The organism is Mesobacillus boroniphilus, assembly GCF_018424685.1.
In the GTDB taxonomy this organism is placed as follows: domain Bacteria; phylum Bacillota; class Bacilli; order Bacillales; family Cytobacillaceae; genus Mesobacillus; species Mesobacillus boroniphilus_A.
The window spans coordinates 380,687-401,764 of sequence record NZ_QTKX01000003.1; the positions used below are offsets into that span (position 1 = coordinate 380,687).

Here is a 21,078-nt window from a genome sequence, read left to right on the forward strand (position 1 = left end):
TCACGATGAAGGAAACGAAAGCAGATTTAATTTTACATCCAGTACGAATGAAGGTTCTTCACACGTTATCCAGCGGAAGGAGGAAAACAGTCCAGCAAATTGCCGAGAAGCTGCCGGAGGTGCCACAGGCGACTTTGTATCGCCATCTCAAAAAACTGCTTGATGCGAAAGTCATTGAGGTGGTTGAGGAAAACCAGGTTCGCGGAACGATCGAGAAAGTGTATGCCCTGCCGAAAAATAATGAAGTCATTTCAAGGGAAGAAGTGCTAAAAGCTGGTCCCGATGAGCATCTGGAGTATTTTATGAAGTTCCTGGCCAATGTACTGATGGATTTTGAAGCCTATATCCGTCAGCCCAATTATGATTTCCAAAAAGACATGGCGAGCTTCAGGACGGCAACATTATATGCCAGCGATGAAGAATATAGTGAATTCATCAGGAAGTACGTCGAACTGATTACGCCGCTGCTCCAAAATGAAGAAGCGCCGAACAGAAAGAAACGAGTAATGACAAATATTTTGACAACCTACCATACCGATGAAGAGGGGAATAAGGATGATGAACGCCCAAATGGTTAAAGAAGAAATTTCTTTTAAAAGTGACGTGAGTTTGAAAGGGACATTATTGATTCCGGATCAAGGTAAGGAAACCTATCCGGCAATGGTGTTCCTGCCGGGATCTGGTAAGCTGAACCGTGACGGCAGCACACCTAAAGGCAAATTTAAATTCGACTTATATAAAGACCTGGCTGAGTTATGCACTTCACTTGGGTTTGTTACGTTCCGCTACGATAAAAGAGGAGTTGGTGAAAGCGAGGGGGATTTTCACTCTGCCGGGCTTTCTGATGCCTTGAATGATGCTGAGGCAGCACTGGATATGCTGGCAGCACATCCGAAAGTCGAACCAAGCAAGCTGATTATTATCGGACATAGCGAAGGGTGCATGGTCGGCACTGCTCTCAATACAAGAAGGCCCGCATCCGGATTGGTCCTTCTTTCAGGTGGCGGTGAAACGCTCAAGGAAGCATTGGATCATCAAAGACAGCTACTTTATAAAGAGATGAGAGAAAAGAAGGGAATCCAGGGCTTCATCATCAAAAAGCTGAACACCCTTGATAAAGCCGAAAAACAAGCTCAGGGTACCTACAAAAAAATGGTTGAATCTGATAAAGACGTAATGAAAACGCTGGGCTTCATCAAAATGCCGGCTAAGTATTTCAGGGAGCACTTTGCCCTTAATATAGAAGAAGCTTTAACAAAGGTGGCCTGCCCGGTGCTGGCGATCAATGGCACAAAGGATTTTCAGGCCAACCCTGAAAAGCTGAAGCGTATTGAACAATTTGTCCAGGGTGAATGCGAAATCCATGTCGTCGAAAACATGGACCATGGATTGAAGGAACAGCTTACGCCAATGTCCCCATCAACCTACAAGAAGGATTATTTAAAAACAATCGGGAAACCAATTCATCCTGAGGCTGTTAAGCATCTGACTTCCTGGCTACAAAGATATCTTTAAATGTTAAAAGTCCCATTACCATAGTGATAATGGGACTTCCTCTTCTAATTCTAATGATTGGACCCCTTAATCATGGAACCTCTTCTTGTTCTACTCTAAAAACGCCTTAATTTTAGGAAACACCTTAAGTGCCGTATTGTAAAATACATCCTCATGGTGCTCCGGCGGGATCAGATCCTTAATGAAATTGATGTAAGGACCAATCGGGATCAAAGGCCAGTCTGTGCCAAATAGCAGCTTGTCGTACGAGTCGGCGAATTCAAGAGCGTGGCGCAGGTGGTCAAGGAAACGTCCCTGGCTGCGCTTATCTAATTCTTCTTTCGTGCCAACGATCAGTCCTGACAAATCGGCAAATACATTTGGGTTTTTATAGATGATTTCCGCTCCCGTCAGTGTCCAGGGATCCCCGAAGTGGGCCATCATGAAATTCACATCACGGTGGTTGACCGCGACCTCGTCAATCGCCATTGGGTGTGAGTATTTCAAATAACCACGCTCCGAATACGTATCTCCAGTGTGGAAGACGACCGGGAGCTGGTATTTTGCCGCCAGCTTGTAGATCGGTTCGTAAACTTCATCATAGGCATAAAAAGGGTAGTAGCCAAGATAAATCTTGATTCCGACCGTTTTCGGCTTTTGAAGCTCTTCCTCCAGCCGAATGAGAGCGTCGGGACCAAGGTCATAAGGATTGACCCCGGCGCAGCAGAAGATATTGTCCGGCACATTTGCCTCTAAATCAAGCCCCATTGGCGTCCGTGCTTCATAATCCGGGAAGCCCATTTTATCAGTCTCGGTCAACCCCATGCCGATGCCGAGGACCACATTGGCCTCCTTGAATTCCTTAAGGATTCCAGCATTGGAGTAATCAACGAACGACAGCTTCTCGGCTGTTTCGTAAAAGGATTTTATGTTTGATAGGTGTATATGGGCATCGATGATTTTCATGTTTTCTCCTCTTAAAATTGAACTCTTCTCAGTTTTTTCAGCAAGTCACCGGTCAGTCTGCGTTCATCAAACAGCAGGAACAGGGGAGCACTTTTCGCAAATTCCCCTTTATGCCTTGAGACGAGCTGGAAAACTTCTTTATTGGTGTACGCTTCAGTTCGGTCTGCATCGTTGTTTGGTATAACGTAAAACTTATCCTCCGAGTTGTTCGAGGTAAAATACGAATCTCCATCCAGAAGCAAAGGAATCTCCTCGCTGCCTGCATGATACGCATGTGCCTGCTGGCTGTCTTTAACAGAAATCTGCACATCAGTCAGCTGGTTACCGCCAATAAACATGTCTGTGATCCAAACTTCATCGGCAAGATTTTTCCCGCCATTGCCCTTCACTTCTGCAAAAGAACCGACAACCGGCACGCCAGGAAGCATCAAATAATATTGCGTGTACTGCACGCCTTTCCACTGCTTATGCTCCTTGAACTCAGTGGTGATTGCCAGTCCGGTCCAATTGTTGCCTTCACTGTCCGCAACTTCTACCACTTCAGCATAGCTGTTTTCTTTTAATAATGAAAAGGTATTGATTCCGTCCGGTACAGTCTTCATTCCGCCGGCCCATGGATTCCACCAGCTTTTTGCCGTCAGCTCTGGGTAGGAGTGGTCGAACCATTCGTGGCCATTCACTTCCATTGAATAGATTCCAGGATAGAAATCCGAATCTGCCTTGAGGGAAATGACGCCGTTATCGATGATCAAAGTGTCATCTTCCTTGCCGGCAGTAACACTTCCTGAAGGAGAGAGCAGCATTTCTCTCAATCTAGCTTCCGTCCCGTTGCCTGAGTAGGTGGCTTCAAGAATGGATACAGGCTCTAATGGTGCTGTTTGTACTGTCATAGAATGAGACGTTTTCTCCATCTCCGCGGTAATCGCATGAATCTCATTTCCAATCGTCAATGTTCCATTCAGGTAGCTGTTTCGGTACGTTTTTAAAGTGATATCCGTGACAGCATCAGGCTGAATCACGAACTGATCAGCATTGAAGCTTAACTCACTCGTCGTTTCAGGTTTCTTTTGGACCGGCACTTGCTGTGCGTAGGCGATGATTTCGTCGACATTCTGGAAGGCTCCCAGTGAAAGGGTTATAACACCAGACACTGCTCTTGCACCCGGCTCCAGCTTGCCGAATTGATCCTCGATGATGAACTGCCAGCTTTCAGGACCAGCGTTGCTGCCTTCAGACCACGCCAATCCGATTGGCCCGGAATGTCCTTCGGTAAAATACCAGTTCCCTGTGATTCTCTTTGTGTCCAGCTCGCCAATCTCCATGAGTCGATTTTCGGTAAAATGCACAACCTCGCCATCCAGTGGGAAGTAAACGTGCTCGAATTCATGATAGACTGGCTGGCTGAAGGCCACATCAGGATGGGGGATTTCCCCTTTATTCTCAACCTCAGCCCATGTGTGGATGATTCCATCACCGAACAAGCGGTACGTCTGTGTTAAAAATAGTCCTTCCATCTCGGCAGATTCCAGGCTAAGCTTCATATCAATCCAGGAATCGTTAATCTCCCAGGTTACTGAGGAAGGCTTTTTCTTCGTGAACTCGAGCGAATATGGTTTTCCGAGCTTCGGCGTCATGAAGGCAAAAGGCTGATTTTTCTTGTTGTTTTTAGCGGCTGTCATCAGCAGATCCCGTTTTCGGACATTAATCTGTCCAAGGCCGTTGAAAATATGCCAGAAATCCTTCGACTCACCGCCGAATTTTTCTCCCAATCCTTTGAAAGCAACCGAGATTTCCTGTTCGAAATTGAGTTTTTGTCCATCCGCTTTTGTTGCTGTAATCGTCAGCTCAGGATTATAAAATCCATGCTGTTTTACCGTTAAAGGCACAGACAACGTCTTCCGGCCACGAGCAGGAATTTCCACGGTGAACGTTTGCTTTTCTAATACAACCTGCTCATTTTCAGGGAGGATTAATTGAAATTCAGCGTTCTCTCTCAGGTTATTCGTTATTTCAACATTAATAGACGTCTCTTTTTCCAGGAAAGATAGATTGCCTGAATAGCTGGCCTCTATTTTTGCCGGATTGATTGGGAAGATGCCAAGCTTCAACTCGCATTCTAGCTCGTTGATCCAAACAGTCGCTTTGATGGTTGGATGCGTCCGCCAGTGGCTCGGTTCGTCTCCCTTTTCCACGGTGAATGTGGCGGTTATAGTAGATTCATCTTCTACCATTTGTTCCGCAACGAAATCATACTTAATGCGTCCATTGTCATTACCGTCTGCCTTGAAGGAAAGGGGAGCTGTCCCTTTGTTCATAATCTTGATTTCAAATTCCCTTTCTTCCTCCTGGATGACTTCATGGTCTGCCAATTTCATTTGCAGGATGAACTCATCTGTTTCAATCAAGCAGATGCCGCGGCTTGTTCGTTCGAATTGCACCCTAGCTGATGTTTCTGCGTTCTGCCAGCTATATTCATAGAAAGTAAAACCATTTTCCTTGATTCCGTCCGGCTTCACTTCTATTAATCTTGTGCTGTGCTCATACCAATCCAATTTTTCAAAAAACGACTTTAACAGAGGCGTGTTCAGGACCTGGGGAATGAAATTCATCAAGTGGGTCGAATCATCCCTGTCCTCCCAGAAAAATCCGCATTTTTTATAAAGCGGAACGGCCTTCGTGTTTCCAGCCCAAGTGTAAAGATCAAGTCGAGGCCAGCCAAGCTCCACCGTTTTTTCCAGGGCTTTAAGCAAGAGGTTCTTGCCGATCTTATGCCCGTGATAATCCGTGCGGACATTGAGCAGGGGGATATAGAGCGAGCCTGTATCCTCCTTATACTCAGACAATCCGCAGTAACCGACGACTTCCTCACCGTCCAGTGCCAGGTAAAGCTCGATGTTGTCAGAGTTGGCCTCTTTCTTTTTTACCTGATCCTCCGTCATGACGCGCGTATCGCCGCCCCAGCCGTCACGACTCAGATTCCACATCTTGGCGACCCCAGCCGCCAATCCTTCATGATACTTCTCGATTTGGATAAGCTTATTCAATTGTGTCACGTCCATTCTCCTCCCTAGCTATGGGCCATCTTCCTTTTTAGATAAAATAAGTTGCTGCTTTTTTGAATTGTCCATACTACTGAACCTCCTTTGATTTGATGGGAGTGTTTTTGCACTCCATATTCATCGTAAAGGGAAATTTTACTAGTGTAAAGAAAATTTAGAATATAATGTTTTTTAAAAATAACTATTATAAATATGGTGGCTTCCTTTTTTAGTTATAATGAAGAAAAGACACTTAGAAGGAGTGAGGAGTAGTGGAGAAAAAAATCTATTGGGACATCCTTCATTTTAATGGTAACGAGATTTATATTTCGGCGACAGACAAAGGCTTATGCTATGTCGGATCACCGGAAGAAAGCTATGAAGACATGGTCAAACGTTTGCCTGCTGCTGTTTTCGAAAAAAATGCAGAAGCTTTGAAACAGTACATGCATGAATTGACTGAATATCTTGAAGGAAAGCTCATCGATTTTTCTTTGCCGGTCGATGTAAAAGGGACACCATTCCAGGAAGCAATCTGGACCGCCTTAAGGGAAATCCCTTATGGGGAGACCTATACATATTCCGATATCGCAGAAAAAATCGGCAAGCCTGCTGCTGTAAGAGCTGTTGGAACCGCCATTGGCGCAAATCCAGTCCTAATTACCGTTCCCTGCCATCGCGTCATTGGTAAAAACGGCGCGATTACCGGGTATAGAGGCGGAATTGAAATGAAGCAGCAGTTGTTGGAACTGGAGAAAGTCCATTGTAGAAGTTAATGTGCCCGAAGTTCAGTATGTAAGTAAGCAGAGGCAACATGTGCCCGAAAAGGAAGAGGAGACACGATTTCGGTCACAAGAGGAGCCAACATGTGCCCGAAAAGGAAAAGGAGACACGATTTCGGTCACAAGAGGAGCCAACATGTGCCCGAAAAGGAAGAGGAGATACGATTTCGGTCACAAGAGGAGCCAACTTGTGCCCGAAAAGGAAGAGGAGACACGATTTCGGTCACAAGAGGAGCCAACATGTGCCCGAAAAGGAAGAGGAAACACGATTTCGGTCACAAGAAAAGGCAACATGTGCCCGAAAAGGAAGAGGAGACACGATTTCGGTCACAAGAGGAGCCAACATGTGTCCGAAAAGGAAGAGGAGTCAAGATTTCGGTAACAAGAGGAGCCAACATGTGTCCGAAAAGGAAAAGGAATCACGAATACGGTCACAAGCAGGGTGAACTTGGACTCCGAATGAGGTCATACGGGAATGCCCTGTTATTTTAAACTTGAATTGTAAGAAAATTGCCATACATCTTTCACACTTTTCTTGTGCCTAAAAGCTATAATGAACCCAAATGGACAATTGCACGATACCAGAGGGCTGATGGGGGCGATCTAATGAAGAGTTTGATTGTTTACTGCTCAACACATGGTACGACAGCCAAAGCGACACATCTTTTACGGAAGCAGATTGAAGGGGATGTTATAGTCATCAACCTGGATAAGACGAAGCTCCATTCGGATCTGGAGTTATTTGATTCAGTGGTGATCGGCGGTTCCATCCATGCTGGCAGCATCCAGGGGAAAATCAAGAAATTCATGAAAGAGCATGAAGACGTGCTGGAAAGAAAGAATCTCGGCCTGTTTCTTTGCTGCATGAGGGAAGGGCAGGAAGCACATCTTCAGTTTGAAAATGCATTCCCACCCAACTTGAGGGAAGCGGCAATAGCGAAAGGGTTATTTGGCGGTGAATTTGTTTTTTCGAAAATGAACTTCTTTGAAAAAATAATTGCGAAGAGTGTGAGCGGAGAGACGACGGATTTATCGAAATTGGATGTGGGCGCGATTAATGAATTCGCAAATACATTCAATCGACAAAATAAATTTTTACTTGTTTAGAATCGGAGGCTTTGCTGAAGCCTTCGTTTTTTTATTTTCTCCGTATGAATATGTTGTATAATCAAATTAATTTGTTAGGGGGAGAGTGTTTTAACGGAATGAACATTGAGCTTTTCAGAATGATCAATGACGCCGGAAAGGAATTCGAGATTTTGAATCCGGTCATGGTCATTATAGCTAACAATGCGATTTACCTTTTAGCGGCGGCTGTCCTTATATACTTGTTCAGCAGGAATCCGGGGGACCGATTGATGGTGGTGAGCGGTTTGGTAGCGATTTTGTTGGCAGAGGTGGCCGGGAAACTTGCGGGCATTTTCCATTCAAATCACCAGCCGTTTGCAGCGCTTGCCGAAGTTAATCAATTGATTGATATGGAAGTGAACAACTCGTTTCCAAGTGACCACACGATTATTTTTTTTTCGATGACTGTTACGTTCTGGCTGTTTAAAAGGAAGCATACCTATTTATGGGCTTTGCTGGCATTGCTTGTTGGTATTTCGCGGATATGGGCAGGCGTACATTATCCGGCGGATATCGCTGTCGGGGCAATACTAGGTTCAGCTTTTGCTTATATCGGCTATCGTCTGATTCCAAAAGTGAAGTATGTGAACAAGAATGATTTGGCAGGCAAGGAAATGAAAAATATCTGATTATGAAACCTTAGCGCCGGGTAAATCGTACATTAATGAAGCTGAGTTTGAGTATTTGATTTATATCGAACAGAACAGTAAAATATATTCTGACAAATTTTTTTTTCGGAGAGTGAATTTTTTTGGAAGTTCCCATAGGTTTAGTCATTTTATTAGGTGTTTTAATTCTTTTATCTGCCTTCTTTTCATCGGCAGAAACCGCTTTTTCCAGCGTCAATAAAATCAGGCTGCGGAATTATGTTTCCGAAGGCCGCGTTGGAAGCAAGAATGCTTTGTATATTTCCGAGAATTTCGATGACGCGTTGTCTACGATTCTAGTAGGAAACAACATTGTCAATATTGCCGCGGCGAGTATTTCGTCCAAGGTAGCCGTCGACCTGTTCGGAGCGAGCACCGGTCTGATTATAAGTACATTTGGTATGACGATTCTCATCCTGATTTTTGGTGAGATCTTGCCGAAGTCGATGGCCAAGGAAAATGCAGAGGATTATTCGTTAAAAATTTCTGGCATTCTGTTGCTGCTGATCAAAGTCCTAACTCCCGTCAACTTCGTGTTCAGTAAGTTGAAGGCGAATGTATCGAGGATGTTCTCGAAGGATGGGGAAGTCCAGCCATCCGTCACTGAAGAGGAAATTAAGGTGATGGTGGACATCAGTGAAGAAGAGGGAGTCATTAATAATGAGGAAAGGGAGCTCGTGCACCGATCCCTGGAATTTAACGATGTTCTTGTCGGAGAAGTCTTAACGCATCGAATGGATATGATTACAATCGAAGTAAACCAGCCACTTGAGGAAATCAAACAGATTTTCCTTGAAGAACGTTTTTCACGGGTTCCGGTTTATGAGGACAATATAGATAATATTATCGGATTCTTGTCCGAACGTGAATTTTTTGCAGAATTGATTCAGAATAAAGAAGTCAATGTGCGTGAGATGCTGCGTCAGCCGATGTTCGTAGTGAAGTCGATGAAGATTGCGACGCTGCTGCCTGAGCTGCAAAGGACAAAGAGCCACATGGCCATCGTCGTCGATGAATTTGGCGGGACATCCGGGATCATCACGCTTGAAGACATCCTGGAAGAGCTGGTCGGCGAGATTTGGGATGAGCATGATGAAAAGGTCCACATCATGACGAAGATCGATGAGAGCACGTATGAATTCGATGCACAGTATGACCTGGATGATTTTGCCGAATTGTTCAATGTACCAATGCCGGAGACATCGTACCATAACCTTGGAGGCTGGATTTTTGAAACCTTGGAGAGTATCCCGGTAAATGGAGATACATTTGTTTACGAAAACCTGCGGATCATCGTCAAGGAAGTAGAAAACCATCGAATCCGTAACATTAAGGTAGAAATCATGCCAGTTCTTGAAGTTGAAGAATAAAAAAGAAGGTGGAATCAGGCTGTTTGGATGCCTGGCTCCACCTTTTTTGCTTTTTTGAGGAAGCATTGATGCTTTAAAATTGTGCCGTCTTCCTTTTATTGTAAAAACACTAACAGCAAGTAGCGTCATCGCCGCAGCAAGCTTCGTTTTTCTCTTCTGTTTCCTGGACTTCCTTGATCTCCACACTGCAGCAATCAGACTTTGAGTTGTTGCCCATCAGGATTTTGATAATATTAGCCATTAGTTTCACCTCCTTTCATCAAGGAAATTTGATTTATTACACGAAATAGAACACAAACCCAGAGATAGTGGACATCGTGATAACGGAAGCGATGAAGGCAATCACGAGCTGCTTTTTAAATATCGACTTTAGCAAAATGACTTCTGGCAGGCTTGCACCGGCTGAGCTAATCATCATCGCCATTACAGGACCAAGGGCCATTCCTTTTAAAATCAGCATTTGTGAAATCGGAATCATGCTGGATAGCCGGATATATAATGGAATCCCGGCAATTGCTGCAACTGGAATCAGCCACCATGCATCGTGACCAAACCATTTCGTAATGATCTCAGTTGGAACAAGACCATGGATGACGGCGCCGATTGCAGCACCGATGATCAGGTAAGGGTAGACACTTTTCATCAGCGACCAGGTTTCTTCTAAAGCAAATCTCCAATTGAATTTTTGGTTCTTTTCTTCATAACCAGACATGATGACATTTTTGACGTAACGCTGGAATCCCAGCTTATCTAAGGTGAAACCGATGACGACTGAGAAAACACTCGTGATGACTGTGTAAATGATGGTAACCTTCCAGCCCATCACGACGCCCATGATCGTTAAAATTGTTGGGTCCAGTACCGGAGAAGCGAAGAGGAAAACCATAACGATTGAAAATGGGATTTTCTTTTTCAGCATATTGACGACTACAGGTATTGTGGAGCAGGAGCAGAATGGCGTAATAAATGCGAACAGGATGGCGGCAAAGCTGGCAAGTACTTTATTGCGTCCTGTCAGTTTCTTTTCGATTTTTTCGTATGGAATGTATCCCTGGAGCAGGCTGATCAAGAAGGAAATCCCAATAAAAAGCACGGTCAATTCAAGGGCGATCCATAAAAAGCTTTTTAGAAATTCAATCATTTTCCTTTACCTTCTTCCTTTGTCATTTTAAGCGTTAACAGGAACCTGGCAGCATTTAGGCTGTTGTTTTTGTTTTTGGAAAATTCGCGGGAATCGCTTCGTTTCCGGCTGTTCAAAGAACTTCCATGCGTGTCTTGCTTTTCTTTCCACTTCCTGCTGCTTTAACTGTGCCAAAGCTTGATAATCTTGATGAAACATATATATCCTCTCCTTAATCAAAATATATTGATTTATTTATCAAAAAAAATTGATTTAAAGTTTGAAAAAGAGACCTTGCTGAACTTGCTCTTTTCGAACGGTTCTTAGATTAGTAAGAACTAATTAACCGTAAAAATCCAAAAGCCGATTTTTACTCTAGGTTGTAAAAGTTACACGTGTACGAAAAGAGCTTAACAGCAGCTAGGTCTGAAAAGGCAGCAAAGCTCTGGAGATAATAGATGGTTGATTTCTTCGGTGTTTACTGTGTAGTAGCTCCAGGTTCCCTTTGTTTCTTTTTGGATCAGATTGGCATCAAGCAAAATTTTCAAGTGATACGACAATTTTGATTGTGGCATGTCAATGATCTCACTTAAATCACAAACGCAGCTGGAGTCTTGCTGGCATAGAAGATTGAGGATGTGCAGGCGTTTTTGATCGGCAAGGGCTTTGAATTTCTTTTCGTATTTTTCAAAGGTGCTTTGAAGCGGTGGTTCCTTAATGGCTTTGGAGTTATTGGTCAGTTCTGTTAAAGGAATGAATTTTTCCACTTTCAGCTCTCCTTAATCAAAATCTCTTGATATATTGTATTATATTTCATTCAAAACCATTTTGCAACTGTTAAATCAAATTTTTTTGATTTATTTTATAAATACGCTGTGATAAGGAATGTTAAGTATATGTAAACTGCAACTAATAACCCTTGAACATATAAGCAAATCATTATATGATAATACGGTAAATTGGAGGTGGGGAGTAATTGATTAAGCAAAGTATTGAAATGGATCAGGCTGCTGCGATTCTGAAGCTGCTTGGCGATAAGACGCGTTTGACGATGATGAGGATTCTTGCGGACCATGATTGCTGTGTCTGTGAGTTTGTAGCGATGTTCGATGCCAGCCAGCCGGCAATCAGCCAGCATATCCGCAAGCTGAAGGATGCAGGTTTGGTAAAGGAAAGCAGGAGGGGGCAGTGGGTATTTTATTCACTGAACCGACAGTACGAGCATTTTGAATTTGTCCAATTGCTCATGGATGCACTTCCAAGCCAGGAAGAAAAATTAACGGAACTTGAAAAGCAGGGAAAGCGAATTTCCTGTGAATAATGGAGGTGTTTGGATTTGTCAACAGCAATCATTGCTTCACTGATTTTCCTCGTGACGCTGACATTGGTCATCTGGCAGCCTAAAGGGCTTGGAATTGGCTGGTCAGCGGTGGGTGGAGCGATTTTAGCCTTGATTTTTGGAGTTGTCGATTTCCAGGATGTCATTGATGTTACGGGAATCGTCTGGAATGCGACACTCGCGTTTATAGCAATTATTATCATTTCACTAATTTTAGATGAGATTGGGTTCTTTGAATGGTCCGCTCTACATATGGCACGGGCCGCCAAAGGAAACGGAGTCAAGATGTTCGTGTATGTGACACTGCTTGGTGCTGGTGTTGCAGCATTGTTTGCCAATGATGGGGCCGCATTGATTTTGACGCCAATCGTTCTGGCAATGGTGCGTAACCTGAAATTCGAAGAAAAAATGGTGTTTCCATTTATCATCGCAAGTGGATTCATTGCCGATACGACTTCATTGCCGCTGGTTGTCAGCAACCTGGTCAATATCGTATCTGCCGACTTCTTTGATATTGGGTTCGTCGAATATGCATCCCGCATGATCGTGCCTAACTTCTTCTCTTTAGGTGCAAGTATTTTGGTTTTGTATTTATTTTTCCGCAAGAGCATCCCGAAAAATTACGAGATGTCTGATCTGAAAAAGCCATCTGAAGCGATCAAGGATATGAAGATGTTCCGCTTATCGTGGATTGTTTTGGGAGTTCTGCTTGTAGGCTACTTTGCAAGTGAATTCCTGAACATCCCGGTATCATTCATTGCCGGGATCGCAGCGATTTTCTTTTTGATGATGGCAAGAAGGAGCCCGGCTGTCCATACGTCCACCGTCATCAAAGGCGCACCATGGGCGATTGTATTCTTCTCGATTGGCATGTATGTGGTGGTTTACGGATTGCGTAATGCAGGATTGACGAACATCCTGGCCGATGTCATCCAGGCTGCGGCTGACCAGGGCTTATTTGTCGCAACGATTGGCATGGGCTTCATCGCAGCAATTCTTTCTTCGATCATGAACAATATGCCAACTGTCATGATTGATGCTCTTGCGATTGCGGATACTAACACAACAGGTGTTGTTCGCGAAGCGCTGATTTATGCAAATGTTATTGGATCCGACTTAGGTCCGAAAATCACCCCGATTGGATCACTGGCAACACTGCTGTGGCTGCACGTCCTTTCACTGAAAGGCGTCAAGATTTCATGGGGCACTTATTTTAAAACAGGAATCATTTTAACCATTCCTACTTTGTTCATCACTTTGGTAGGTCTATATATTTGGTTACTCATTATCTAATAACAAGGGAGCGAATCTACTATGTCTAAAAAAACAATATACTTCTTATGTACTGGAAACTCTTGCAGAAGCCAAATGGCTGAAGGATGGGCAAAAAAATATCTAGGTGACGAGTGGGAAGTGAAGAGTGCGGGTCTGGAAGCGCACGGCTTGAACCCTAACGCTGTGAAAGCAATGAAGGAAGTAGACATCGATATCACGAATCAGACATCAGATGTGATTGATACTGAAATTCTGAACAATTCTGAGCTTGTCGTAACACTTTGCGGCCATGCAGATGAGCACTGTCCAGTAACACCTCCCCATGTAAAACGTGAACACTGGGGCTTTGACGACCCAGCAAAAGCTGAGGGAACCGAAGAAGAAAAGTGGGCTGTCTTCCAGCGCGTCCGCGACCAAATCAGCGACCGCATCAAGACGTTTGCAGAGACTGGGAAATAAGAAAGATCATGCAGCCAAGGGGAAACTCTTGGCTGTTGCTCTAAGGGAGGAGAAGAAGCGATGAAGACAATTAAAATCTTTGACCCGGCATTGTGCTGCCCAACAGGCGTCTGCGGACCTAGTGTAGATCCGGAATTAACAAGGGTTGCCTCCGCGATTTTTATCTTGGAGAAAAAAGGCTTTCCGATCAGCCGCTATAATCTTGCAAATAACCCAGCAGCATTCGTTGAACATAAGGAAGTGAATCAGGTATTGCATGAAAGAGGACCAGATGCCCTGCCACTTGTAATGCTGGACGGAAAAGTCGAGAAAGTGGGCAGTTATCCTTCCAATGAAGAGTTTGCGAGCTGGCTGGGGGTTGATGTGAAAGAACTTACCCTTGAAAAGCCGCGTAACCAATTGCTGTAAGGAGGGAGACCAGCTATGTTCCAAACTTTCCATCCAAAATATGTAGTCAACACCCCTTATCTCTTTTTTACCGGAAAAGGCGGAGTGGGGAAGACCTCCACTGCCTGTGCCACAGCAGTTGCGCTGGCGGATACGGGAAAAAAGGTATTGATTGTGAGCACAGACCCGGCATCGAATCTGCAGGATGTGTTTGATATTGAAATCGGTAATGATCCAGTTGAAGTCCCATCTGTTCCAAATCTTTCGGCATGCAATATCGACCCGGAGGAATCTGCCCGCCAATATCGAGAAAAAGTGATTTCTCCTTATCGGAGCGCATTGCCGGAAAGTGTGGTCGCGACGATGGAGGAACAGCTTTCCGGTGCGTGTACAGTGGAAATCGCTGCTTTCGATGAGTTCTCCAACCTGCTTACCGACCAGGAGTTGATTAGTCAGTACGACCACATCTTGTTCGATACGGCTCCGACAGGACATACCCTGAGACTCCTTCAGCTGCCAACTGCCTGGAGCAGCTTTTTAGAGGAAAGCACTCACGGAGCTTCGTGCCTGGGCCCGCTATCAGGTCTTGGTGAAAAAAAGCAGATGTACAGCTCGACGGTAAAAGCTCTGTCTGATCCAAAAATGACGACACTGATCCTCGTGACAAGGCCAGAACCTTCTTCGATGCTCGAAGCAGAACGGGCTTCGGCAGAGTTAAAGGAAATCGGGATGGAAAACCAGGTCGTCATTATCAATGGACTGTTGGAGAAGCATATAGAGGAAGACAGAATATCAAAAGCATTCTTTGACAGGCAGCAAAGCGCTTTGGCTGAAATGCCTGCTCGCTTGAAGCAAGTAGGGATGTTCGCGATTCCATATGTTCCATTTTCATTGACCGGAATCGGAAACCTTCGCCACATGTTCAATAGTGTAACTCATTCTGTTGAAATCAATGAGGTAGAGCTTTCTGAAGACCGTCTGCATTCCCTGCAGGATCTCGTAAATGATTTTGCTCAAAGAGATATGAGGATCATTTTTACAATGGGAAAGGGCGGAGTTGGAAAAACGACGATCGCTTCTGCAATTGCCGTCGGTCTTGCTGAAAAAGGCATTAAGGTTCATTTGACGACAACAGATCCAGCGGCTCACCTGGACTATGCGTTCCAGCAGAAAAATGCCTATAATCGTTTGTCAATCAGCCGCCTTGATCCGAAAAAAGAGGTTGAGGCATATAAGGAAGCGGTTCTGTCGCAAAATAAGAACCAGTTAAATGAAGAAGCCCTTGCTTATCTCGAGGAGGACCTGAATTCACCATGTACCGAAGAGATTGCCGTATTCCAGGCATTTGCCGATATTGTGGAGAAGTCTAAGGACGAGGTAGTGGTCATTGACACAGCACCAACTGGACATACTTTGCTGCTATTGAATTCGGCTAAGTCATATCATAAAGAAATATCACGTTCGACAGGTACGGTATCCGAAAGTGTCCAGAATTTATTGCCGAAATTGCGAAATCCAGAGGAAACGAGCGTGGTAATCGTTACATTGCCAGAAGCGACTCCTGTTCTGGAGGCAACACGCTTGCGGGATGATTTAAAGCGGGCCTCGATCGAACCGCAATGGTGGGTAATCAATCAGAGCCTGTATGCACAGCAGACGACGGACCCTATTTTACAGAGCAAAGCTGAAGCGGAAAAAGTCTGGATCAAGAAAGTCAGTGAAGAGATTGCTGAGAAGACGAGCATCGTTCCATGGCAGCCAGAAGAAAAACTCGGGTACGATAAAATGAAGGACTTGATCAATAGCAGTTTTTCGCATTGATTATTGCTTTTCAAACTTGTCCTTGCATCCGTAGTTTTATAAGCGTCGGGCTCTTTTCGAGGAGACTACTGAATAGGGAATGCAGGAAAAATAGTAAAAACCCAGTTGCCGGTTTTTACTATTGGTTGTACAAGCAACAAAGTTTACGAAAAGAGCTTAATCAATAGCTGAAAGGTGGATTCATAAATGAACGGATACCAGGAATTAATCCCAAAACGAATTTACATTGGCGGAGCAGACGCCATTCCAGAATTGCTGGAAAAGGAAAAAATCGATGTTGTGTACGATTTACGTGCAGAAAATACAGAAGGCGATTATGATTATAATCGTAAGCACCAGCCAATCGTCGACAATGCTGAACACCAGGACGAGTCTGTGAAGCAGGCCATTGACGAGGTCATCAACGCATACGAATCTGGCAAGAATGTTTATTTCCACTGCTCAGGCGGAAAAAACAGGACAGGCACTGTAGCGATTGGAACATTGCTGAAGCTTGGAGAAGCGAACAGCGTTGAAGAAGCTGAAGCAAAGGCTAAGGGTATTCGCAAAGTCATTAACGTGAATCCAGAAATGAAGGCAGCGCTGAGAAGATTGTTCCCAAACGCGTAAGATAGGAGGATGTTTTGTGAAAATTACAGATCAAGCTCGAGACAGCTTAAAACAACTGCTGCAAGAGCAAAATGCAACCGGTATCCGTGTGTTCTTTGCCGGCATCAGTTGAGGTAGGCCAAAGTTAGGACTGGCTCTGGATGAGCCGGAATCAGATGATGAAGTAATTGAATCAAATGGTATCAGAGTAGCAATCGATCCATCGATTGAAATAGAAGCTAAGGAATCGACGCTCGATTTTGACGAGCAGGCAAACGGGTTCGTTTTATCAGGGAACGAGGGAGATTGCTGTTAGTTTTTCATAGTCGTTGTGTTCTCTTCTTGAGAAGAGAACACAACGACTTTTTTTATGCCGAAAAAAAAGAAATCATAGAATAATACTTGATTGGCATCAACAAACATTGGATGCTGAACGCGAGACTCTAGGAATTTTTAGCACCTTTTTTGAATAGAACAGGATAAAAGCGAGAACGTTCTTATCCACTATTTTTGTATCGAAAATAGCACGAAATCCAAGAATGTTCCTTCTCCTCAAGCCGCCATTATAACCATTCCTTCAGTTGGCACGGTCAACCGCACTCGTTTTCGCAAGATTTGATTTCTAGTAAGAATAGTTGACAACTATAAATCAATATTCTATAAAACCTTTCACCCTCCAGTTACATCCAAAAAATAGGTAATTAAAATCATAAGTCAAGCATATTCATGCATAGACGCAAGTTGAATTGTCCACATTCCCGGGAGGTTGAACAATGGAAGATAAGCTTATTTTAAAAGGGGCATTTAGCATTATCAGGAAGTGGCTGTGGCTGATCATTTCTCTGACTATTAGTGCAGGACTCATAGCAGGAATAATTAGCTTTTTTATCCTCAATCCAATCTACGAAAGCAGTTCTCAGTTTCTCGTAAACCAAAACAACCCAGGGGCTAATCAGGAGTATACAGAGAATGATATCAGGACTAACGTGGAACTGATCAATACTTATAAGGTTATCCTCCAAAGCTCAAGAATCCTGGACCAGGTTGCTACGGAATTAAAGCTAAAAATGTCGAACGAGGTATTAGGGAAAAAAATCGATGTTTCCAGTGCAGAGAGTTCCCAGGTGGTTACAGTAGCTGTCACTGACACAGATCCTCAGCTTGCAGTGGATATTGCTAATACAACCGTACGGATATTCCAAAATGAAATCTCTGAACTTATGAACATAGATAACGTGAGAGTATTATCAGAAGCAAAGCTATCACCTAAACCTGAACCAATCGGACCTAATAAACTCCTGAATATATTCGTTGCTATGTTATTAGGAGCCCTGACAGGTACAGGGATTGCCTTTCTATGGGAGTACATTGACACCAGGATAAAATCAGAAGAAGACATTGCAGAAAAACTACATATCCCGGTGATCGGGGTGATTTCACATGTCGATGAAACAGAAGAATCCAAAAGGCGAATGACGAGTAAAAAAAAACAGGGAGTGATGCTTGATGGGACATCCTAAGTATCGGTTTCGTAATCCTGCAATGCGCTATTTAATTACAAAAATAAACCCGCAGTCCCAAGTTTCAGAACAGTATCGAACTATCAGGACAAACATTGAGTTTGCCGCGGTTGACCATAAAATTCAAACCTTGGTTATCACGTCTGCCTCTCCTGGGGAAGGAAAGTCCATGACTGCTGCAAATCTTGCTGTTGTCTATGCTCAGCAAGGTAAAAGGGTCCTTCTCATTGATGCTGATTTAAGAAAACCAACAGTGCATTATACATTTTGCCTGGATAATTATAAAGGACTTAGCAATATTATTGTTGGAGATGCCTTACCTGATGAGGCTATAGTAACTTGTGATGTTGAAAACTTGGATATTTTAACATGTGGGCCTATACCACCCAATCCATCTGAACTACTGACCTCGATGAGAATGAAAGCTTTCGTGTATGAAGCTCGAAAATTTTATGACATTATCTTATGTGATACCCCGCCAGTTTTAGCTGTATCAGATGCCCAGATATTAGCCAATCTTTGTGATGGGACAATTCTGGTGGTCCGCTGCAAAAATACAAAGATAGAGCACGTACAAAAAGCAATTGGGGCTCTAAAGGCAGTGAACGCAAGGTTAATAGGGACTATATTAAATGATTCTAAGAAACGGACAGAAGACTATTATTATAATTAACCTGGGAATGGGTATAAGTGGCTTCGGTAATTTGCCGGAGCCTTTTTTCCGTCTAGAAAAAATCGCTTCCAAAATAAACACTCGATGGTCATATTTTACAATAATTGTTCATAACTTGAAAAATATAGGTTCTTTTACATATGAACTATTACTCAAAAGCTTTTTTCTTAGGAGTTATTGCTCATAAAAAAAGAATTAACAGGGGGAAACAGTTTTGATACAGGTTAAAAAGGCCATAATTCCTGCAGCTGGTTTGGGTACGAGATTCCTGCCTGCAACAAAAGCAATGCCTAAAGAAATGCTTCCAATTCTTGACCGGCCCACGATTGAGTACATTATCGAGGAAGCCATTGAGTCAGGTATTGAAGATATCATCATTGTTACGGGCAAGGGGAAAAGGGCGATTGAAGATCATTTCGATAATAATTTTGAGCTAGAAGAAATCTTAACAAGTAGAGGAAAGCTGGATTTACTGGATAAAATCGAACAATCTTCTAGTGTGGAGATTCATTATATACGTCAAAAGGAGCCTAGAGGATTAGGTCATGCTGTCTGGTGTGCACGTAAATTCATAGGCAATGAACCATTTGCCGTTCTATTAGGGGACGATATTGTCAAAGCTGAAAAACCGTGCCTTAAGCAATTGATAGAGCAATATAACGAAACAAACAGGTCTATCGTCGGCGTGCAAAAGGTCGGTTATAAGGAAACTGAGCGTTATGGAATTATTGATCCCTCCTCAGTTGAAGGGAGACTGTATGAGGTTAGACGTTTCGTGGAGAAGCCTGGAATAGGGAATGCCCCTTCTAATCTGGCAATCATGGGTCGATACATCCTGACACCAGAGATTTTCGATTTCCTTGCCCGTCAAGAAAAGGGGACCGGCGGAGAAATACAGTTAACAGACGCGATTCAAAAATTGAATCAGGTCCAAGCGGTTTACGCATATAACTTCGAAGGCATCCGATATGATGTTGGCGAGATGATGGGATATATCCGGACAATTATCGATTTTGCCCTTCAGCATGAAGTCCTTGGGGATGAAGTTAGAGAGATGTTAGAGAAACTGATTATGGATAGAGTAATGAAATAATCCTGGCTCAACTGGAGGAAGAAATATGTACATTGCTGTAGTTGGTACTGGATATGTTGGCCTTGTGACAGGTGTCAGCCTGGCTGAAGTCGGCCATCGAGTAGTCTGTATTGATATCGATGCTGCAAAGGTCAAGAAGATGAGCAAGGGTATTTCACCTATTTATGAGCCATCTTTAGATGAATTGATGAAAAAGAATTTGACAGCAAACCGTCTGTCCTTCACGACGGATCATCAAGAAGCGTTCAAGGAGTCTGAGGTCATCTATATAGCCGTTGGGACACCTGAAAATGAGGATGGCTCAGCAAACCTTGGCTTTGTAGAACGAGTTGCGATTGATATTGCTAAACATGTCAGGAAGGACGCAATCGTTGTTACGAAAAGTACCGTCCCAGTCGGTACGAACGATACGATCAAGCAGGTAATAAGGACAAACCTTGTAAGAGATGTAAAAGTAGAGATTGTTTCAAATCCTGAATTCTTAAGGGAAGGTTCTGCGATACATGATTCCTTTCACGGTGATCGTATTGTCATCGGGGCAGAAAGCGAGCGTGCTGCAGACATAATAGAAGAAATTAACAGGCCCTTTGGTATTCCGGTATACAAAACCGATATTCGAAGTGCAGAAATGATTAAATATGCTTCTAATGCATTTCTTGCCACTAAAATCAGTTTTATTAATGAGATTTCGAACATTTGTGAACGTGTCGGGGCCAATGTGGAGGATGTAGCAATAGGGATGGGACTGGATCATCGCATTGGAAATCAATTTTTAAATGCCGGGATTGGCTATGGAGGCTCGTGTTTCCCTAAGGATACAAAGGCACTGATCCAAATCGCTGGAAATGTAGACTATGATTTTGAACTGCTAAAAGGCGTAGTCAATGTAAATAAACATCAGCAGCAGCTTTTATTAAACAAACTTAAGGAACGGGTTGGTTCAATAGAAGGAAAAAGGATAGCCGTCCTGGGCCTGGCTTTCAAACCAAATACTGATGATATGAGAGAAGCCGCATCCATCCGCGTTACCGAAGAACTGGTAAACAATGGCGCTTTTGTTGTTGCTTATGATCCAGTGGCGATGGAGAAGGCCAGGCAGGTGTTGGTTCCACAAGTGGCCTTTGCAAACAGCGCTTCGGAAGCTATCAAGAACAGCGATGCGGTGCTAATTCTTACCGAGTGGGATGAGATAAAGGAACTAGACCCAGAATTATTTGAAACGATGGCCTATCCGCTTGTCATTGATGGCAGGAATTGTTTCGATCTTGAATTGATGAGAAAGTACAGACTTGAATATCATTCCGTGGGCAGGCCGGCAGTCAGGAATATGTTGATTACTCGCAACTAAAAAACGGCAGTGGGTGATTATAAGAAAGGA

At 43.6% G+C, this 21,078-nt stretch carries 23 protein-coding genes; 17 read left to right on the forward strand and 6 right to left on the reverse strand.

What is annotated here, in order from left to right; translation table 11 throughout:
• The first annotated feature begins 5 nt into the window (after window positions 1–5).
• A complete protein-coding gene (locus DYI25_RS19170; RefSeq protein WP_213371939.1) occupies window positions 6–578 on the forward strand; it encodes a helix-turn-helix domain-containing protein in 573 nt (190 codons plus the stop codon).
• Window positions 556–1,515 (forward strand): alpha/beta hydrolase, encoded by a 960-nt coding sequence (locus DYI25_RS19175; protein WP_213371941.1) that lies wholly within the window; start codon window positions 556–558, stop codon window positions 1,513–1,515. Before DYI25_RS19170 ends, DYI25_RS19175 begins: the two co-directional genes overlap by 23 nt.
• A 90-nt stretch (window positions 1,516–1,605) precedes the next feature.
• On the opposite strand, the gene DYI25_RS19180 is transcribed toward DYI25_RS19175, so the two are convergent.
• Together DYI25_RS19180 and DYI25_RS19185 are read right to left on the reverse strand one after the other, a co-directional pair.
• Entirely contained in the window at window positions 1,606–2,460 is an 855-nt protein-coding gene (locus DYI25_RS19180) for an amidohydrolase family protein (RefSeq protein ID WP_213371943.1), read from the reverse strand.
• Between the two features lie 11 nt (window positions 2,461–2,471).
• The gene (locus DYI25_RS19185) at window positions 2,472–5,519 is read right to left on the reverse strand and encodes a GNAT family N-acetyltransferase (RefSeq protein WP_213371945.1); all 3,048 of its coding nucleotides are present in this window, start codon (window positions 5,517–5,519) and stop codon (window positions 2,472–2,474) included.
• A 251-nt stretch (window positions 5,520–5,770) separates the two neighbouring features.
• On the opposite strand from DYI25_RS19185, the gene DYI25_RS19190 reads away from it, so the two are divergent.
• From DYI25_RS19190 to DYI25_RS19205, 4 genes are all read left to right on the forward strand, one after another.
• Window positions 5,771–6,274: a methylated-DNA--[protein]-cysteine S-methyltransferase gene (locus DYI25_RS19190; RefSeq protein WP_213371947.1), complete on the forward strand. Its 504-nt coding sequence runs from the start codon at window positions 5,771–5,773 to the stop codon at window positions 6,272–6,274.
• 612 nt (window positions 6,275–6,886) lie between these two features.
• Window positions 6,887–7,387 (forward strand): flavodoxin domain-containing protein, encoded by a 501-nt coding sequence (locus DYI25_RS19195; RefSeq protein ID WP_213371949.1) that lies wholly within the window; start codon window positions 6,887–6,889, stop codon window positions 7,385–7,387.
• 98 nt (window positions 7,388–7,485) lie between these two features.
• Window positions 7,486–8,037 (forward strand): undecaprenyl-diphosphatase, encoded by a 552-nt coding sequence (locus DYI25_RS19200; protein WP_213371951.1) that lies wholly within the window; start codon window positions 7,486–7,488, stop codon window positions 8,035–8,037.
• Window positions 8,038–8,159: 122 nt separating this feature from the next.
• Complete coding sequence (locus DYI25_RS19205; RefSeq protein ID WP_213371953.1) at window positions 8,160–9,425, forward strand: hemolysin family protein; 1,266 nt, start codon at window positions 8,160–8,162, stop codon at window positions 9,423–9,425.
• Between the two features lie 109 nt (window positions 9,426–9,534).
• Here the strand turns inward: DYI25_RS19205 and DYI25_RS22690 are convergent, their stop codons facing one another.
• The 4 genes from DYI25_RS22690 to DYI25_RS19220 form a co-directional block, all read right to left on the reverse strand.
• Window positions 9,535–9,666: a hypothetical protein gene (locus DYI25_RS22690; RefSeq protein WP_274609539.1), complete on the reverse strand. Its 132-nt coding sequence runs from the start codon at window positions 9,664–9,666 to the stop codon at window positions 9,535–9,537.
• 36 nt (window positions 9,667–9,702) lie between these two features.
• The gene (locus DYI25_RS19210) at window positions 9,703–10,566 is read right to left on the reverse strand and encodes a permease (protein WP_213371955.1); all 864 of its coding nucleotides are present in this window, start codon (window positions 10,564–10,566) and stop codon (window positions 9,703–9,705) included.
• Window positions 10,567–10,593: 27 nt separating this feature from the next.
• On the reverse strand, window positions 10,594–10,764 hold the full coding sequence (locus DYI25_RS19215) for a hypothetical protein (protein ID WP_213371957.1): 171 nt from the start codon (window positions 10,762–10,764) through the stop codon (window positions 10,594–10,596).
• A gap of 191 nt (window positions 10,765–10,955) precedes the next feature.
• Window positions 10,956–11,264 carry an ArsR/SmtB family transcription factor gene (locus DYI25_RS19220; RefSeq protein WP_213372516.1) on the reverse strand — a complete coding sequence of 103 codons (309 nt, stop codon included), beginning with the start codon at window positions 11,262–11,264 and terminating at the stop codon, window positions 10,956–10,958.
• Window positions 11,265–11,521: 257 nt separating this feature from the next.
• On the opposite strand from DYI25_RS19220, the gene DYI25_RS19225 reads away from it, so the two are divergent.
• From DYI25_RS19225 to DYI25_RS19270, 11 genes are all read left to right on the forward strand, one after another.
• Entirely contained in the window at window positions 11,522–11,866 is a 345-nt protein-coding gene (locus DYI25_RS19225; RefSeq protein ID WP_213371959.1) for an ArsR/SmtB family transcription factor, read from the forward strand.
• A gap of 15 nt (window positions 11,867–11,881) precedes the next feature.
• Window positions 11,882–13,177 carry an arsenic transporter gene (locus tag DYI25_RS19230; protein WP_213371961.1) on the forward strand — a complete coding sequence of 432 codons (1,296 nt, stop codon included), beginning with the start codon at window positions 11,882–11,884 and terminating at the stop codon, window positions 13,175–13,177.
• 21 nt (window positions 13,178–13,198) lie between these two features.
• Window positions 13,199–13,618, forward strand: a complete 420-nt coding sequence (arsC, locus tag DYI25_RS19235; RefSeq protein WP_102261348.1) for an arsenate reductase (thioredoxin) — start codon at window positions 13,199–13,201, stop codon at window positions 13,616–13,618.
• A 60-nt stretch (window positions 13,619–13,678) separates the two neighbouring features.
• Window positions 13,679–14,026, forward strand: a complete 348-nt coding sequence (gene arsD / locus DYI25_RS19240) for an arsenite efflux transporter metallochaperone ArsD (protein ID WP_213371964.1) — start codon at window positions 13,679–13,681, stop codon at window positions 14,024–14,026.
• 15 nt (window positions 14,027–14,041) lie between these two features.
• A complete protein-coding gene (gene arsA / locus DYI25_RS19245) occupies window positions 14,042–15,826 on the forward strand; it encodes an arsenical pump-driving ATPase (RefSeq protein WP_213371966.1) in 1,785 nt (594 codons plus the stop codon).
• A gap of 186 nt (window positions 15,827–16,012) precedes the next feature.
• Window positions 16,013–16,435, forward strand: coding sequence for a protein-tyrosine phosphatase family protein (locus DYI25_RS19250; protein ID WP_213371968.1), 423 nt, complete (start codon window positions 16,013–16,015; stop codon window positions 16,433–16,435).
• A gap of 136 nt (window positions 16,436–16,571) precedes the next feature.
• The gene (locus DYI25_RS22830; RefSeq protein WP_425374537.1) at window positions 16,572–16,730 is read left to right on the forward strand and encodes a hypothetical protein; all 159 of its coding nucleotides are present in this window, start codon (window positions 16,572–16,574) and stop codon (window positions 16,728–16,730) included.
• A gap of 457 nt (window positions 16,731–17,187) precedes the next feature.
• Window positions 17,188–17,934, forward strand: coding sequence for a YveK family protein (locus DYI25_RS19255; RefSeq protein ID WP_213371970.1), 747 nt, complete (start codon window positions 17,188–17,190; stop codon window positions 17,932–17,934).
• Window positions 17,921–18,607 (forward strand): CpsD/CapB family tyrosine-protein kinase, encoded by a 687-nt coding sequence (locus DYI25_RS19260; protein ID WP_249745551.1) that lies wholly within the window; start codon window positions 17,921–17,923, stop codon window positions 18,605–18,607. Before DYI25_RS19255 ends, DYI25_RS19260 begins: the two co-directional genes overlap by 14 nt.
• A gap of 214 nt (window positions 18,608–18,821) precedes the next feature.
• Window positions 18,822–19,700 (forward strand): UTP--glucose-1-phosphate uridylyltransferase GalU, encoded by an 879-nt coding sequence (galU, locus tag DYI25_RS19265; protein ID WP_213371972.1) that lies wholly within the window; start codon window positions 18,822–18,824, stop codon window positions 19,698–19,700.
• A gap of 25 nt (window positions 19,701–19,725) precedes the next feature.
• Window positions 19,726–21,048, forward strand: a complete 1,323-nt coding sequence (locus tag DYI25_RS19270; protein ID WP_213371974.1) for a UDP-glucose dehydrogenase family protein — start codon at window positions 19,726–19,728, stop codon at window positions 21,046–21,048.
• Window positions 21,049–21,078: the final 30 nt, after the last annotated feature.